Source organism: Rhodococcus sp. NPDC057529 (genome assembly GCF_042802055.1).
Classification (GTDB): Bacteria; Actinomycetota; Actinomycetes; order Mycobacteriales; family Mycobacteriaceae; genus Rhodococcus_F.
Genome location: NZ_JBHVEY010000014.1, coordinates 132,917 through 147,538, shown reverse-complemented (window position 1 = coordinate 147,538; position 14,622 = coordinate 132,917). Strand labels below are relative to the sequence as shown.

Here is a 14,622-nt window from a genome sequence, read left to right as displayed (position 1 = left end):
AAGATGAGGGTCGCGCCATATTCATAAAGGAGATGGATCGGGCCTAACAAGGCCGCGATCGCATGGAGAGGACGCCACACCGCGCGTCCCACCACAATGAGGAGCAACGTTGTCAGACCTGATCCAGGGACCCGCGTCTCAACCGGATTCCGCCACACCCGGCGCCGGAGCGGCCCAACCTTCCAACCCCAGTGCGACCCCGGGTTCCGACGGACGCGTGCGCGTCATCCGTGAGGGTGTTGCGTCGTATCTGCCGGATATCGATCCGGATGAGACCACGGAGTGGTTGGAATCGTTCGATGGTTTGTTGGACCGGTCCGGTCCGACTCGTGCCCGGTATCTGATGTTGCGGATGCTCGAGCGGGCCGGGGAGAAGCACGTCGCTCTGCCGGCGTTGACGTCGACCGATTATGTGAACACCATCCCGACGGAGAACGAGCCGTGGTTCCCGGGCGATGAGGAGGTCGAGCGCCGGTATCGGGCGTTCATCCGGTGGAACGCGGCGGTGATGGTGACCCGCGCGCAACGCCCCGGGGTGGGGGTCGGTGGCCACATCTCCACCTACGCCTCCTCCGCCGCCCTGTACGAGGTGGGGTTCAACCACTTCTTCCGCGGCAAGGACCATCCCGGCGGCGGCGATCAGATCTTCATCCAGGGCCACGCCTCCCCCGGCATCTACGCCCGCGCGTTCCTGGAGGGGCGGATCCCGGCGGAGCGGATGGACGGGTTCCGGCAGGAACACTCGCACACCGACTCCGGCGGCGGGTTGCCGTCGTACCCGCACCCGCGGCTGCTGCCGGATTTCTGGGAGTTCCCGACGGTGTCGATGGGCCTGGGCCCGATGAACGCCATCTACCAGGCCCGGTTCAACCACTACCTGCACGACCGCGGCATCAAGGACACCGCCGACCAGCACGTGTGGGCGTTCCTCGGTGACGGCGAGATGGACGAACCCGAATCCCGCGGCCTCGCGCACGTCGCGGCCACCGAAGGTTTGGACAACCTCACCTTTGTGGTGAACTGCAACCTGCAGCGCCTCGACGGCCCGGTCCGCGGCAACGGCAAGATCATCCAGGAGTTGGAGTCGTTCTTCCGCGGCGCCGGCTGGAACGTGATCAAGGTGGTCTGGGGCCGCGAGTGGGACGCCCTGCTGCACGCGGACCGCGACGGCGCCCTGGTCAATCTGATGAACGTCACCCCGGACGGTGACTACCAGACCTACAAGGCCAACGACGGCGGGTACGTGCGGGAGCACTTCTTCGGCCGGGACCCGCGGACGAAGGAGCTGGTGGCGAACCTGTCCGATCAGGACATCTGGAACCTCAAACGCGGCGGCCACGACTACCGCAAGATCTACGCCGCCTACGCGGCGGCGATGGCGCACAAGGGGCAGCCGACGGTGATCCTGGCGCACACCATCAAGGGCTACACCCTGGGCAAGCATTTCGAGGGCCGCAACGCCACCCACCAGATGAAGAAGCTGACCCTCGACGACCTGAAGAATTTCCGGGACCTGCAGCGGATCCCGATCTCCGACGCAGAGTTGGAGAAGGACCCGAAGATGCCGCCGTACTACCACCCCGGCAAAGATGCCCCGGAGATCCAGTACATGCTCGACCGCCGCAAGGCGCTGGGCGGGTTCCTGCCGCAGCGGCGCACCGGGGCGGCGCCGTTGCCGCAGCCGGCGGACTCCACCTACGACGTGGTCCGCAAGGGCTCCGGGAAGCAGCAGGTCGCGACCACCATGGCGTTGGTGCGGATCATGAAGGAGTTGCTGCGGGACAAGGAGATCGGGAAGCGGATCGTGCCGATCATCCCGGACGAGGCCCGCACCTTCGGGATGGACTCCTGGTTCCCCTCGCTGAAGATCTACAACCGCAACGGGCAGCTGTACACGGCGGTCGACGCGGAGTTGATGCTGGCGTACAAGGAGTCCGAGATCGGGCAGATCCTGCACGAGGGCATCAACGAGGCCGGCTCGACGGCCTCGTTCACCGCGGTCGGCACCTCCTACGCCACCCACGGGGAGCCGATGATCCCGCTGTACATCTTCTACTCGATGTTCGGGTTCCAGCGCACCGGCGACGGCCTGTGGGCCGCCGCCGATCAGATGGCCCGCGGATTCGTCCTCGGCGCCACCGCCGGCCGCACCACCCTCACCGGGGAAGGACTGCAGCACGCCGACGGGCACTCGCTGCTGCTGGCCTCGACCAACCCCGCCGCCGTGGCCTACGATCCGGCGTTCTCCTACGAGATCGCGCACATCGTCAAGGACGGGCTGCGCCGGATGTACGGCGGCACCGACGGCGTGGACGGGTTCGGTGGCGAGGACATCTTCTACTACATCACCCTCTACAACGAGCCCTACACCCAACCCGCCGAACCCGAGAACCTGAACGTCGACGGGCTGCTCAAGGGCCTGTACCTGTTCAAGAAGTCCGAAGCATCGGGCCCGAAGGCGCAGATCCTGGTCTCCGGTGTCACCATGCCCGAGGGCCTGCGGGCGCAGGAACTGCTCGCCGACGAGTGGGGTGTGGCCGCCGACGTGTGGTCGGTCACCTCCTGGGGTGAACTGCGCCGCGACGGCATCGAATCCGAACGCCAGGCGCTGCGGGACCCGGGCACCGACGCCCCGCTGCCCTACGTCACCCAGGCCCTGTCGGATGCGGCCGGCCCGTTCGTGGCCGCCTCGGACTGGATGCGCGCCGTCGCCGACCAGATCCGCCAATGGGTCCCCGGCTCGTACACCACCCTCGGCACCGACGGATTCGGGTTCTCCGACACCCGCCCCGCCGCCCGCCGGTACTTCAACGTCGACGCCGAATCCATCGTCGTCGCCGTCCTGTCCGCCCTCGCCGGCGAAGGCACCCTCGACCGCTCCAAGGCCGTCGAAGCCGCCACGAAGTACCGCATCGACGACGTCCGCGCCGCCGCCGTCTCCTACACGGATACCGGAAGCGCGTAACACCGCCGTCCTCACCCACCGCCGCCCGTGTGTCCGTCGGACAACACGGGCGGCGGTGCGCGTAGGTTCTTGACTATGGTCGAGCAGAGTCCGCTGGTCTCCCGCAGACGACAAACCCGGGATCCGTTGCCCGACGCACTGTTGCGTCGTGTCAAACAGTTCTCCGGTCGCCTCTCGACCGAGGCCGTCACGACGATGCAGGATCAACTTCCGTTCTTCGACGACCTCGACGCCGCTCAGCGTTCCAACGTGCAGTTGCTGGTCCAGACCGCGGTGGTCAACTTCCTCGAATGGCTGAAGAACCCGGACAGTGACATCCGGTTCAGCCTGGACGCGTTCCAGGTGATTCCGCAGGATCTGGCGCGCAGGCTCACGCTCAGCCAGACGGTGGACATGGTGCGGGTGGCGATGGAGTTCTTCGAGCAGTGGCTTCCGGCGCTCGCCCGGAACGATCAGCAGCTGATCGCGCTCACCGAGGCCGTGCTGCGCTACGGCCGCGAACTGGGTTTCGCGGCCGCCTCCGTGTATGCGAGTGCCGCGGAGTCCCGCGGTGCCTGGGACACGCGGCTCGAGGCCCTCGTCGTCGACGCCGTGGTCCGCGGCGACACCGGGTCCGACATGTTGTCGCGGGCGGCGACCCTCAACTGGGATGCCACCGCTCCCGCCACGGTCATCGTCGGCACACCTCCCGAGGACGAACGCGTCTCCGTCGTCGGCACCGTCCACACCATCGCGCAGAGGCACGGCCGGGCCGCGCTCGCGGTCGTGCAGGGTTCGCGGCTGGTGATGGTCGTCAGCGGCGAGCTGCAGGAGGGGTCGGGGCACTCGAGTTTCATGACCGACCTGCTCGGCAAGTTCTCGGACGAGCCGGTGATCATCGGACCGACCACGCCGACGCTCGGCGCCGCCCACTTCAGCGCCGTCGAGGCGCTTGCCGCGATGCAGGCGGTCGCCGGGTGGCGGGGCGCCCCCCGGCCCGTCCACGCGGCCGAGTTGCTACCCGAGCGGGCACTGCTCGGGGACAACGCCGCAGTCACCGCTCTCAACGACCATCTGGTCGCTCCGCTGGCGGCCGCCGGCGGTGTTCTCACCGACACTCTGGACGCGTATCTCGACTGTGGAGGTGCGGTTGAGACTTGCGCCCGGCAGCTGTTTGTTCATCCAAATACTGTGCGGTATCGACTCAAGAGAATCGCGGAGGTCACCGGGCGCGATCCGACGAATCCGCGGGATGCGTATGTGCTCAGAGTGGCTGCCACCGTGGGTCGATTGACACATTCCCATAACGAACCCATATCACGTTTAACACCAGTCACACCCTTCCCATTCGGAGAAGCAGGGCTGTAACGAACGTCTGTCCAGATTCGATGCGAGGAGCCCACGTGCAATTTTGTGGGAACCCAACAAATCCGCCGACAAAGGTTCATTCGCAACGACATCTCGCGGTACGCGGTTGACGGTGTTCTCTTGAAGAGTGATTTCGTTGCTCGCCCCGGGTCAGGGCTCTCAGACTCCCGGCATGCTCATCCCTTGGTTGGAGCTGCCGGGTTCTCATGACCGTGTCGCACTGTGGTCGAAGGCTGCCGGCCTCGACCTCGTCCGCCTCGGTACCACCGCGACGGCGGAGGAGATCACCGACACGTCGGTGACTCAGCCCCTCGTCGTGGCCGCCGCGATCCTCGCATTCGAGGAACTCGACTCGCGTGGCCTGGTTCCCGCAGACACCATCGCAGCCGGGCACTCCGTCGGTGAACTCGCCGCGGCCGCCGTCGCCGGGGTCCTCTCCGCCGACGACGCCGTCGCCCTCGCCGCGGTCCGCGGTGCGGAGATGGCCAAGGCCTGCGCACTCGAGCCGACCGGCATGTCCGCCGTCCTCGGGGGCGACGAGACCGAGGTGCTCACCCGTCTCGACGAGCTGGGCCTCGAACCGGCCAACCGCAACGCGGCCGGCCAGATCGTCGCGGCAGGTCTGCTGACGGCGCTCGAGGAACTCGCCGCCAACCCGCCGGAGAAGGCGCGGGTGCGCGCACTGCCCGTCGCGGGCGCGTTCCACACCCGGTTCATGGCTCCCGCGCAGGAGGCCGTCACCGAGGCTGCGTCCAAGATCACACCGGGTGAACCCACCCGCACTCTGCTCTCCAACGCCGACGGCGCACCGGTCGCATCCGGAGCCGACGCACTGACTAAGCTGGCCGCGCAGGTAACCCGACCTGTGCGTTGGGACCTGTGTACCGCGAGCTTGCGGACCGCTCAGGTCTCGGCGATCGCGGAACTTCCACCAGCCGGAACCCTGGTCGGTATCGCCAAGCGTGAGATGCGCGGCACGCCGACCCTGGCACTCAAGACCCCGGGGGATATCTCCGCGCTAGCCGAACTGACAGAACTCGGCTAGTTTGCTGCGCGCACCTCGGTGCGTGCAGGGCCCGCAGGCGCGGCCGATGGGGACGTGCCTGCACAACTCCAGATACATCTACATCGAATCAGAAGGGAGCCACTCAGTGGCCGCCACCCAGGAAGACATCATCGCCGGACTCGCGGAGATCATCGAGGAGGTCACCGGTATTGAGCCGTCCGAGGTGACCATCGAAAAGTCTTTCGTCGACGACCTCGACATCGACTCCCTCTCCATGGTTGAGATCGCCGTCCAGACCGAGGACAAGTACGGCGTGAAGATTCCCGACGAGGATCTCGCCGGACTGCGCACCGTCGGTGACGCCGTGTCCTACATCCAGAAGCTCGAAGCAGAAGGTGGCGCCGACGCGGAGGCCGTGAAGGCCAAGCTCGAAGCTGCCAAGAACGACGAGGAGTGAGCTCAGCCGTGACTTCCGCCTCGACCAACGGGAGACAGTTCCCCAACATCGTCGTCACCAGCCTCGCGGCTACGACGTCGATTGCTGGTGACGTGGATGCCACGTGGAAAGGCCTGTTGGCCGGCGAGAGCGGCATCGACACCATCCAGGAAGCGTTCGTCACGGAGAACGACCTTCCGGTGACGATCGGCGGCAAGCTGAAGGTGTCGCCCGACGAGTCGCTGTCCCGGGTCGAGATCCGGCGGATGAGCTTCGTCGAGCGGCTGGCGCTCGTCCTGGGCCGTCAGGTCTGGGAGAACGCGGGCAGCCCGGAGGTCGACAAGGATCGCCTCGGCGTCGTGATCGGCACCGGGCTCGGCGGCGGCGAGGCTCTGATCGACGCCGTCGAGAAGATGAAGGCCGGTGGCTACCGCAAGGTGTCGCCGTTCGCCGTCCAGATGGTGATGCCCAACGGTCCGTCGGCCACCGTCGGACTCGAACTGGGGGCTCGCGCCGGAGTGATCACTCCCGTATCGGCCTGCTCCTCGGGTTCCGAGGCCATCGCCCATGCGTACCGCATGCTGGTGATGGGCGACGCCGACATCATCGTCGCCGGTGGTGTGGAGGGTTACCTCGACGCCGTGCCGATCGCGAGTTTCGCGATGATGCGCGCGCTGAGCACTCGCAACGACGATCCGAAGGCGGCTTCACGGCCGTTCGACAAGGATCGCGACGGCTTCGTGTTCGGTGAGGCCGGAGCGATGATGGTCCTCGAGACCGAGGAACACGCCAAGGCTCGCGGCGCCACCATCCACGCCCGGCTGATGGGCGCGGGGATCACCTCCGACGGGTTCCACATCGTCGCTCCCGACCCCTCGGGTTCGGGCGCTGCGCGGGCCATGACGAGGGCGATCGAGACTGCTGGATTGACGAAGAAGGACATCCAGCACATCAACGCGCACGCCACGGCCACGCCGATCGGTGACACCGCCGAGGCGAACGCCATCAAGGCTGCCGTCGGCAACCATGCTGCGGTGTACGCACCGAAGTCCGCGTTGGGGCACTCGATCGGCGCCGTCGGTGCGCTCGAGGCGGTGCTCACGGTCCTGAGTCTGCGTGACGGAGTCATTCCGCCCACGCTGAATCTCGAGAATCAGGATCCAGAGATCGACCTGGATGTCGTCAAGGGCGAAGCCCGTTACGGCGAGATCGATTTCGCGATCAACAACTCGTTTGGTTTCGGTGGGCACAACGTCGCGCTCGCCTTCGGCCGGGCCTGACAGCCGGTCCTGCTAGATCGCGGGTGGAGACCCCTTCAGTGAAGGGGTCTCCACCCATCGACAGCCCACGAGGGGCCCGCTACAGAGGAGGACGCGATGACAATCCTGGCACCCGCGACGAAGTCCGATGCGTCGGTCGATCCGCGCGATCCCCTTGCGCGCCTGGAGAAGCTGTTCGACGCCGGGACGGTCGTCCCACTCCATCCGCGTGACAAGTCCGGTGTGCTGGCCGCGTCCGGCAACATCGACGGTGTCCGCACCATCGCCTACTGCTCCGATGCCACCGTCATGGGCGGCGCCATGGGTGTCGAGGGCTGCAAGCACATCGTGACGGCGATCGATACCGCCCTCGAGGAAGATGCCCCTATCGTCGGGCTCTGGCACTCGGGTGGCGCGCGTCTCGCCGAGGGCGTCGAGGCCCTGCACGCCGTCGGACTGGTCTTCGAGGCCATGGTCCGCGCGTCCGGCCGCGTCCCACAGATTTCCGTCGTCCTCGGCTTCGCGGCCGGTGGAGCGGCATACGGTCCCGCGTTGACCGACGTCGTCATCATGGCGCCCGAGGCCCGCGTATTCGTCACCGGACCCGATGTGGTCCGCAGCGTCACCGGCGAGCAGGTCGACATGGTGTCGCTCGGCGGCCCCGACACGCACACCAAGAAGTCGGGTGTGGCGCACATCGCCGCCCACGACGAGGGTGACGCGCTGCACCGGGCACGCCGCCTGGTGTCCATGTTCTGCGAGCAGGGCGAGTTCGATCAGGCCGCGGCCGCGCACGGCGACACCGATCTCCGTGCGCTCATGCCGGAGTCGGCGAAGCGCGCCTACGACGTCCGCCCGATCGTGCACGAACTTCTCGACAACGTCGAGGGCGAGTCGAGTTTCGAGGAACTGCAGGGCAATTACGCCCGCAGCATCGTCACCGGGCTCGGACGCCTCGGTGGCCGCACCGTCGGTGTCATCGCCAACAACCCGCTCCGCCTGGGTGGGTGCCTGAACTCGGAGAGCGCCGAGAAGTCGGCTCGCTTCGTCCGGCTGTGCAACGCGTTCGGCATCCCGCTGGTCGTGGTCGTGGACGTTCCGGGATACCTCCCCGGGGTGAGCATGGAATGGGAAGGCGTCGTGCGCCGCGGAGCCAAACTGCTCCACGCGTTCGCCGAGGCCACCGTGCCCCGGGTGACGGTCGTGACCCGCAAGATCTACGGCGGCGCCTACATCGCGATGAATTCCCGCGCTCTCGGTGCCACCGCCGTGTACGCGTGGCCCGACGCCGAGGTCGCAGTCATGGGTGCCAAGGCGGCAGTGGGCATCCTGCACAAGCGGGCCCTGGCCGCGGCGCCGGAAGAAGAGCGAGAGGCCCTGCACGAGCGGCTGGCCGTGGAGCACGAGAGCATCGCCGGTGGCGTCGACCGTGCCGTTGCGATCGGTGTGGTGGACGAGGAGATCGACCCGGCCAAGACGCGCAGTGTCGTCACCGCCGCCCTCGCCGCGGCCCCCGCCACCCGCGGCGACCACAAGAACATCCCGTTGTGATCTGAGCATTGATCGAGAGAAGGCCCCCACCGGCGACGGTGGGGGCCTTTTCGCGTCCGTGAGCGCGATCAGCCGACGTCGCGGCGCAGCCAGGTGACCTCGGCGCCTTCGCCGCCGCTGCGGAACGGCTCGAGCGCCTCGTCCCAGGCCGTTCCGAGGGCGTAGTCCAGTTCGGCGGCGATGTCACCGCCCGCCTCCATCAGTGCCCGCAGACGCATCTCCCCCACGACGACATCGCCGTTCGCGCTGGTGGATCCGTGCCACAGACCCATACCGGGCACGTGACTGAACCGTTCGCCGTCCACGCCCTCGCTGGCGTCCTCGGTGACCTCGAAGCGCAGCATCGGCCAGGCGCGGAGCGCGTTGACCAACCGCGAGGCGGTGCCGACGGGCCCCACCCAGTTGGTGGTCGCGCGCAGGACGCCGTTGGAGGCCGGCTGCGAGGTCCATTTCAGGTTCGCTCGGCAGTCGAGGGTCGCGGTCAGCGCCCATTCGATATGGGGGCACAACGCGGCTGGCGACGAGTGGATGTAGACAACACCAGCCGTCACGTCCGCGAACTGATTCAATGCGCGCACTCGAGCCTCCTGCTTCGACGAGGGACGTCTTCCCCAACGGCCTCAGTCGGTGTGTGCAGCACGCTCGGTTGACCAGTGTGCCCTGTGATGCCTGTGTTGCGCCAGTGATTCGAGCAATCGGTGTGTCTTCACCTTTCGCGTTCCGAGAGAATACCGTCGCTCAGCTCGGTCCACACGGGCTTGGCCCAGTCGCCGAAGTCCCGGTCCGTCAACGCGACGCACGCGAGTCCCGCGGCCGGGTCGACCCAGAGGAACGTGCCGGACTGACCGAAGTGTCCGAACGTCTGCGGCGAGTTGCCGGTGCCCGTCCAGTGCGGGCTCTTGCCCGACCGGATCTCGAATCCCAGACCCCAGTCGTTGGGACGCTGTGAGCCGTATCCGGGCAGAATTCCGTCCAGTCCGGGGAATTGCACCGAAGTGGCGTCCGCGAACGTCTGAGGCGAGATGAGCGCCGGGCGGAACAGTTCGGCGGCGAAGCGGCCGAGGTCTGCGGCCGACGCCTGCGCTCCGTGGCCGGCGGGACCGACCAGAGCGGACGCGGTCATCGCCAGCGGAGCGAACACGGATTCCGAAACGTAGTCGGCGAAGTCGATCGACGTCTCCGCGGTGAGGAAGTCGGCGAGCACCTCGTAGCCGGCACTCGAGTAGATCCGCTTGCGTCCCGGTGCCGTCTGCACCCGGTCCGCGTCGAAGGCGAGGCCCGACGCGTGCGCCAGAAGATGACGCACCGTCGAGCCCTCCGGGCCTGCGGGCTGGTCGAGTTCGACGGCCCCCTCCTCGGTGGCCACCAGGACTGCGTACGCGCAGAGCAGTTTGGTCACCGAGGCCAGCGGGAAGACGCGCTGCTGGTCGCCGTACTCGCCGATCACCCCTTCGTCTCGCGACAGGACCACCGCCGCAGCGTTGTCCACGGGCCATCGGGCGATCTGATCGAGACTCTGCACCCGGTCAGACTACGAGAGCCGCACCAAGCAACTGCGGCGAGCCGTCACCAGTCGGCTTCGGTGTACCGGATGACGCCGCGAATGTTCTTGCCGTCGAGCATGTCCTGGTACCCGTCGTTGACGCCTTCGAGGCTGTAGGTGCGGGTGATCATGTCGTCGAGATTCAGCTGCCCCGACTTGTACATGGCCAGCAGGTTCGGGATCTCGACCCGGGCGTTGCCGCCGCCGAAGATGGTGCCCTTCAGATCCTTCTGCAGCATCGAGAAGAGGAACAGGTTCAGCTTGACGTCCATGTCGGTCATCGCGCCCATCGCGGTGACGACGCACGTGCCGAATTTGCTGGTGAGCAGCAGGGCTTCCTCGACGTATTCGCCGCGCATCTCCCCGACCGTGATGATCGTCTTCTGCGCCATCAGCCCGTTGGTGAGCGCGATGATCGGTTCGATCGCGGCTGCGGCGCTCTCGAACGCGTGGGTGGCCCCGAACTTCAGCGCCTGTTCCCGCTTCCACGGCACCGGGTCGATGGCGAAGATCTGACGGGCCCCGGACGCCACCGCGCCCTGCAGTGCGCTCATGCCGACGCCGCCGACACCCATGATGACGACGGATTCGCCCGGCTTCACCTCTGCCATTCGCGTCGCCGACCCCCACCCGGTGGGGACGCCGCAGCCGACGAGGGCGGCGACGTCGAAGGGAATGTCCTTGTCGATCTTCACGACCGACGTCTCGTGCACGACCATGTAGGGGGAGAACGTCCCGAGCAGGCACATGGGGATGACGTTCTCGCCGCGCGCGTGGATGCGGAACGTGCCGTCGCTGATCGCGAGCCCGCTCAGGAGCCCCATGCCGAGGTCGCAGAGATTCTGATGTCCCGCCGAGCACGCCGGACAGCGTCCGCAGGCGGGTACGAAGGAGAGCACCACGTGGTCGCCGACCTCGAGGTCCTTCACCCCCGGCCCCAGTTTGGTGATGACGCCGGACCCTTCGTGGCCGCCCATCACGGGGAAGGACGCCATGGGCATCGAACCGGTGACGATGTGGTGGTCGGAGTGGCACATTCCGGCGGCTTCCATGCGAATCTGCACCTCGCCCGCAACCGGATCGCCGATCTCGATCTCCTCGACGGACCACGGCTCGTTCAGGCCCCACAGGATCGCACCCTTGGTCTTCATGTGACTCCCAACCCTTCGTTCATGTCTGCGCATCTGCTGATGTGACGATAGACACAAACGAGCCGAATTGGAACACGTTCTACCGAATCGGGTCCGGGAATCCGAAACTGTTACCCCGACACGTCGTGGAGGTGATGGATCGGGTCGTGGACGAAATACCTGGCGAGCGTCTCCACCGTGAACGAGGCACCGTCGCTGCGCCGCCCGGTCCGCGACCGGAGTTCCGGTGGGACGGCCTCGAAGCCGTCCGCCACCGCGGCGCCTGCCGCACGCAGTTCGGCGTCCACGACGGCCGGATCCTGCTCGTTGTAGCGCTCGGCGATCGCGGTCTCGTCCTGGTCCCAGTTCGGGAACAGGGGGTCCGTCTGCTCGAGGATGAGGCGGAGCCGGGCGTCGAAGATCCGGAACACGTCGCGAACGTGCGCCGCGTACTCGAGGGCCGACCACGTCTGCTCGTCCGGCCGGACCGTCACGTCGGGCCGGGTGAGGACCGGCGACCAGGCGTCCGCGTTCGCCCGGACCAGGGCGGGAATGTCCTCGTACCGGGTTGCCGCCGAGTCGAACCCGCAGTCGGGGCACGCCCGGTCGAGGACCCACGTCCAGTTCTTGGTGTCGGGGGTGATCGCCATGCCGGTCATCGTAGAGCGCCCGGCGAATGTCGCTCGCTCAGAGTTTGTACCCGATCGTCCGCAGCAACGCCTTGCGGTCGGCGACGTCGGCGCTGGTCTCCACACCGGCAGGCGGTTGCCCGTCGATCACGCCGGCGATGCCCCGGCCGAGTTCCGTCTCGGCCACGATGATTTCGACGGGGTTGGCGGTGGCGCAGAAGATGCCGCACACCTCCGGCACCCGCTTCAGCGTGTTCAGGACGTTGACCGGGTAGCCGTCCTCCAGAAACACGAAGAACGAGTGGCCCGCGCCGACGGCGACGGCGTTGCGGGTGGCCAACTCGACGAGACGGTCGTCGTTGCCGGAGCAGCGTACGAGGCGGGGGCCCGACGCCTCGCAGAACGCGATACCGAACCGGAGGTGCGGGCTCACCCCCACCAGCGCCTCGTGCACGTCCTCGACGGTCTTGATGAAGTGGGACTGCCCGACGATCACGTTCATGTCGTCGGGCTTGTCGATCGCCACGATCTGCAGGTCCACGATGGCCTCCTCGGGTGACTTTCAGTCTGCCCCGTGCCGGCACCGAGAACAACGACGCGGCACGTGCTGCGCCCTCGGTCAGGCGCCGATGTGGGCGGCGAATGTCGACCGGCCGGGGCCGGCAAGGTCGCCGAGTGCGTCACGGCGCCCGGCCATCGCCATCAGCAGCGCTTCGCCGCTTCCACTCACCTGCGGTCCCCGGCCGTAGGACCAGTCGAGATCTGTCGCCACCAGCTTCACCCCGCGCGCTCGCCAGGCGCCGCGGATCAGCGGAGCGAACCGTGCGAAGTCCAGCGCCACTCGCAGCCGCCGCGGAGGGATGGTCCGCGGAATCTCGAGGGGCCGCCGGATGTCCTGTTGATGGATCATGCCGTCGACGAGGGCGATCCTCCCACCGAAACCGGCAGGCAGACCGCTGGGTTCGGCGTGAACGCGCATCAACTCGAGCAGCTGCTCGGGGGTGCGGTCCGCGAGGTCGGCGACCCCGAGTTCGTTGACCCGGTCCTGCAGGAACCAGCCCTTCGCGAACCGTGCGGCCAGACTGCGAAAGTCGAGCTCGTCGTAGCTGATCACGTGCGCGACCACGTCCCGGACCCGCCACCGCTCGCACAAGCTCGGCGACTCCCACTGCTGCGGGGACAGCCCTGCGAGCAGTTCGGCGAATTCTTCCCGTTCCTCGCGCGCCAACTCCATGGTCTTCACACTGCCCGAATCCGGGCCCACTCGAGAAGACCGGACCGACCGGGGAAGTGGGTGGGGCGGGCGGGGCTCGAACCCGCGACCAATGGATTATGAGTCCACGGCTCTAACCGACTGAGCTACCGCCCCATCACCGCACCACTCGCATCGCGGCCTGCCGATGTTACCGTGCGCCTGCGGCGGGCGCGTAGCCGGGACGAGCCCGTCCCGACAGCGCTTTTCGTGGTCGACGCCTACTCGTCCCGGGCATCGCGGCGTTTGTCGTCGCTCGCGTGTTCGGGTTGTTCGACCGACGTGGCCGACGCCGGTCCGTCGGCGACGAGTTCGTACCGTCGCCCGTACGTTTCGACGAGGGCCTGGATCGCCGCGACCACCGGGACCGACACCAGCGCGCCGACCGCACCGAACAGGGAGGCGCCCACGATCACCGATCCGAACGCGACGGCGGGGTGGATCGAGACCGTCGCGGACGTGATGCGCGGGTGCAGCACGTAGTTCTCGATCTGCTGGTAGACGGTGCCGAACACGATCACCCACACGCCGTCCATGGGCCGGGACGCCGCGGCGATGATCGCGGGGAGGGCGATCGCGAGGTAGGTGCCCAGGGTGGGGACGAACTGCGAGACGATGCCGGTCCACAGTGCCAGCGGCAGCCAGTAGGGCACGCCGATCACCACGAGGAAGATGCCGGTGGCGACCGAGCTGATGGCGGCGAGGATGAGCCGCGACACGACGTAGCCGCCTGCTTTCTCGACCGAGATCTCCCAGACCACCGAGATGACCCGCTGCTGCCGCGCCGGAAACCAGCTCGAGATGGTGCGGCGAAGGGCCGGTCCCTGCGCGGACATGTAGAACACGAACAGCAGCAGCGTCAGCATCTGGAACACGACGCCGAGCAACGAGGACAACACGCCCAGCACTCCGGGCGTGAAGCGCTCGGCGAGGTCCCGGACGGTCTCGGGGGTGAGGTGGATCAGATCCTCGCCGGTCGCGAAGTCGGTGTCGAACACACGATTGGACCAGTCGGTGACGGAGGACAGTGCGCCCGGCAGCGCCTTGAGGAGCTGGGCGAGCTGCTGGGCGAGCAGTGTCCCGAACAGCGCCAGGAATGCGATCGCGAAGACGAACAGTGCCAGCAGCACGAGTCCGGTGGCGAGGCCGCGCCGCAGTCCCCGGCGCGCGAGCCAGTCGACGACCGGTTCGAGGGTGATGCTGAACAGCCACGCCAGAAACAGCAGCCCCAGGAATCCGCGCAGGTTGACGAACAGCCACCCCGACAACTGGTAGGCGGCGACGGCCAGCAGGACGTACAGAATCGAGGGCAGCAACCACCGCGGGGCGTCGCTCGTGCCGAAACGCCCGCCCGGCCGCGTCGGTGCCGTCTCGCCGCCGTCCTCGCCCTCGCTCATCGCACACCCCGCGATCGCTTGCTGCCGATACAGCGGGAATGTACTCGCCCGGGACGCACACCGATCCGAATTGGCCGCGCGCAGCAGAAAACCCCGCCCGGACGAAC

The 14,622-nt window shown here is 67.4% G+C and carries 13 protein-coding genes and 1 tRNA gene; 6 read left to right on the top strand and 8 right to left on the bottom strand.

Going from position 1 to position 14,622, the window contains the following annotated elements:
• Window positions 1–109: 109 nt before the first annotated feature.
• From aceE to ACFU5V_RS26465, 6 genes are all read left to right on the top strand, one after another.
• A complete protein-coding gene (gene aceE, locus ACFU5V_RS26490; RefSeq protein WP_378702962.1) occupies window positions 110–2,965 on the top strand; it encodes a pyruvate dehydrogenase (acetyl-transferring), homodimeric type in 2,856 nt (951 codons plus the stop codon).
• Window positions 2,966–3,040: 75 nt separating this feature from the next.
• Window positions 3,041–4,312, top strand: a complete 1,272-nt coding sequence (locus ACFU5V_RS26485) for a CdaR family transcriptional regulator (RefSeq protein WP_012688158.1) — start codon at window positions 3,041–3,043, stop codon at window positions 4,310–4,312.
• A gap of 127 nt (window positions 4,313–4,439) precedes the next feature.
• Entirely contained in the window at window positions 4,440–5,357 is a 918-nt protein-coding gene (locus ACFU5V_RS26480) for an ACP S-malonyltransferase (protein ID WP_378702961.1), read from the top strand.
• A 106-nt stretch (window positions 5,358–5,463) separates the two neighbouring features.
• A complete protein-coding gene (gene acpM, locus ACFU5V_RS26475) occupies window positions 5,464–5,775 on the top strand; it encodes a meromycolate extension acyl carrier protein AcpM (RefSeq protein ID WP_005247839.1) in 312 nt (103 codons plus the stop codon).
• 8 nt (window positions 5,776–5,783) lie between these two features.
• Complete coding sequence (locus ACFU5V_RS26470) at window positions 5,784–7,034, top strand: KasA/KasB family beta-ketoacyl-ACP synthase (RefSeq protein WP_378441507.1); 1,251 nt, start codon at window positions 5,784–5,786, stop codon at window positions 7,032–7,034.
• Between the two features lie 96 nt (window positions 7,035–7,130).
• On the top strand, window positions 7,131–8,564 hold the full coding sequence (locus ACFU5V_RS26465) for an acyl-CoA carboxylase subunit beta (RefSeq protein WP_378702960.1): 1,434 nt from the start codon (window positions 7,131–7,133) through the stop codon (window positions 8,562–8,564).
• 68 nt (window positions 8,565–8,632) lie between these two features.
• Here the strand turns inward: ACFU5V_RS26465 and ACFU5V_RS26460 are convergent, their stop codons facing one another.
• From ACFU5V_RS26460 to ACFU5V_RS26425, 8 genes are all read right to left on the bottom strand, one after another.
• Entirely contained in the window at window positions 8,633–9,142 is a 510-nt protein-coding gene (locus ACFU5V_RS26460) for a DUF3145 domain-containing protein (RefSeq protein WP_012688162.1), read from the bottom strand.
• A 128-nt stretch (window positions 9,143–9,270) separates the two neighbouring features.
• Window positions 9,271–10,086, bottom strand: a complete 816-nt coding sequence (locus tag ACFU5V_RS26455) for a serine hydrolase domain-containing protein (RefSeq protein WP_378702959.1) — start codon at window positions 10,084–10,086, stop codon at window positions 9,271–9,273.
• Window positions 10,087–10,130: 44 nt separating this feature from the next.
• A complete protein-coding gene (locus ACFU5V_RS26450) occupies window positions 10,131–11,258 on the bottom strand; it encodes an NDMA-dependent alcohol dehydrogenase (protein WP_378434280.1) in 1,128 nt (375 codons plus the stop codon).
• 110 nt (window positions 11,259–11,368) lie between these two features.
• Window positions 11,369–11,887 carry a DinB family protein gene (locus ACFU5V_RS26445; protein ID WP_378702958.1) on the bottom strand — a complete coding sequence of 173 codons (519 nt, stop codon included), beginning with the start codon at window positions 11,885–11,887 and terminating at the stop codon, window positions 11,369–11,371.
• 37 nt (window positions 11,888–11,924) lie between these two features.
• Window positions 11,925–12,407, bottom strand: a complete 483-nt coding sequence (locus ACFU5V_RS26440; RefSeq protein ID WP_378434276.1) for an adenosine-specific kinase — start codon at window positions 12,405–12,407, stop codon at window positions 11,925–11,927.
• A gap of 78 nt (window positions 12,408–12,485) precedes the next feature.
• Window positions 12,486–13,100, bottom strand: a complete 615-nt coding sequence (locus ACFU5V_RS26435; RefSeq protein WP_378702957.1) for a maleylpyruvate isomerase family mycothiol-dependent enzyme — start codon at window positions 13,098–13,100, stop codon at window positions 12,486–12,488.
• A gap of 61 nt (window positions 13,101–13,161) precedes the next feature.
• Window positions 13,162–13,235 (bottom strand) — tRNA-Ile (locus ACFU5V_RS26430).
• 104 nt (window positions 13,236–13,339) lie between these two features.
• Window positions 13,340–14,515 carry an AI-2E family transporter gene (locus ACFU5V_RS26425; protein ID WP_378702956.1) on the bottom strand — a complete coding sequence of 392 codons (1,176 nt, stop codon included), beginning with the start codon at window positions 14,513–14,515 and terminating at the stop codon, window positions 13,340–13,342.
• Window positions 14,516–14,622: the final 107 nt, after the last annotated feature.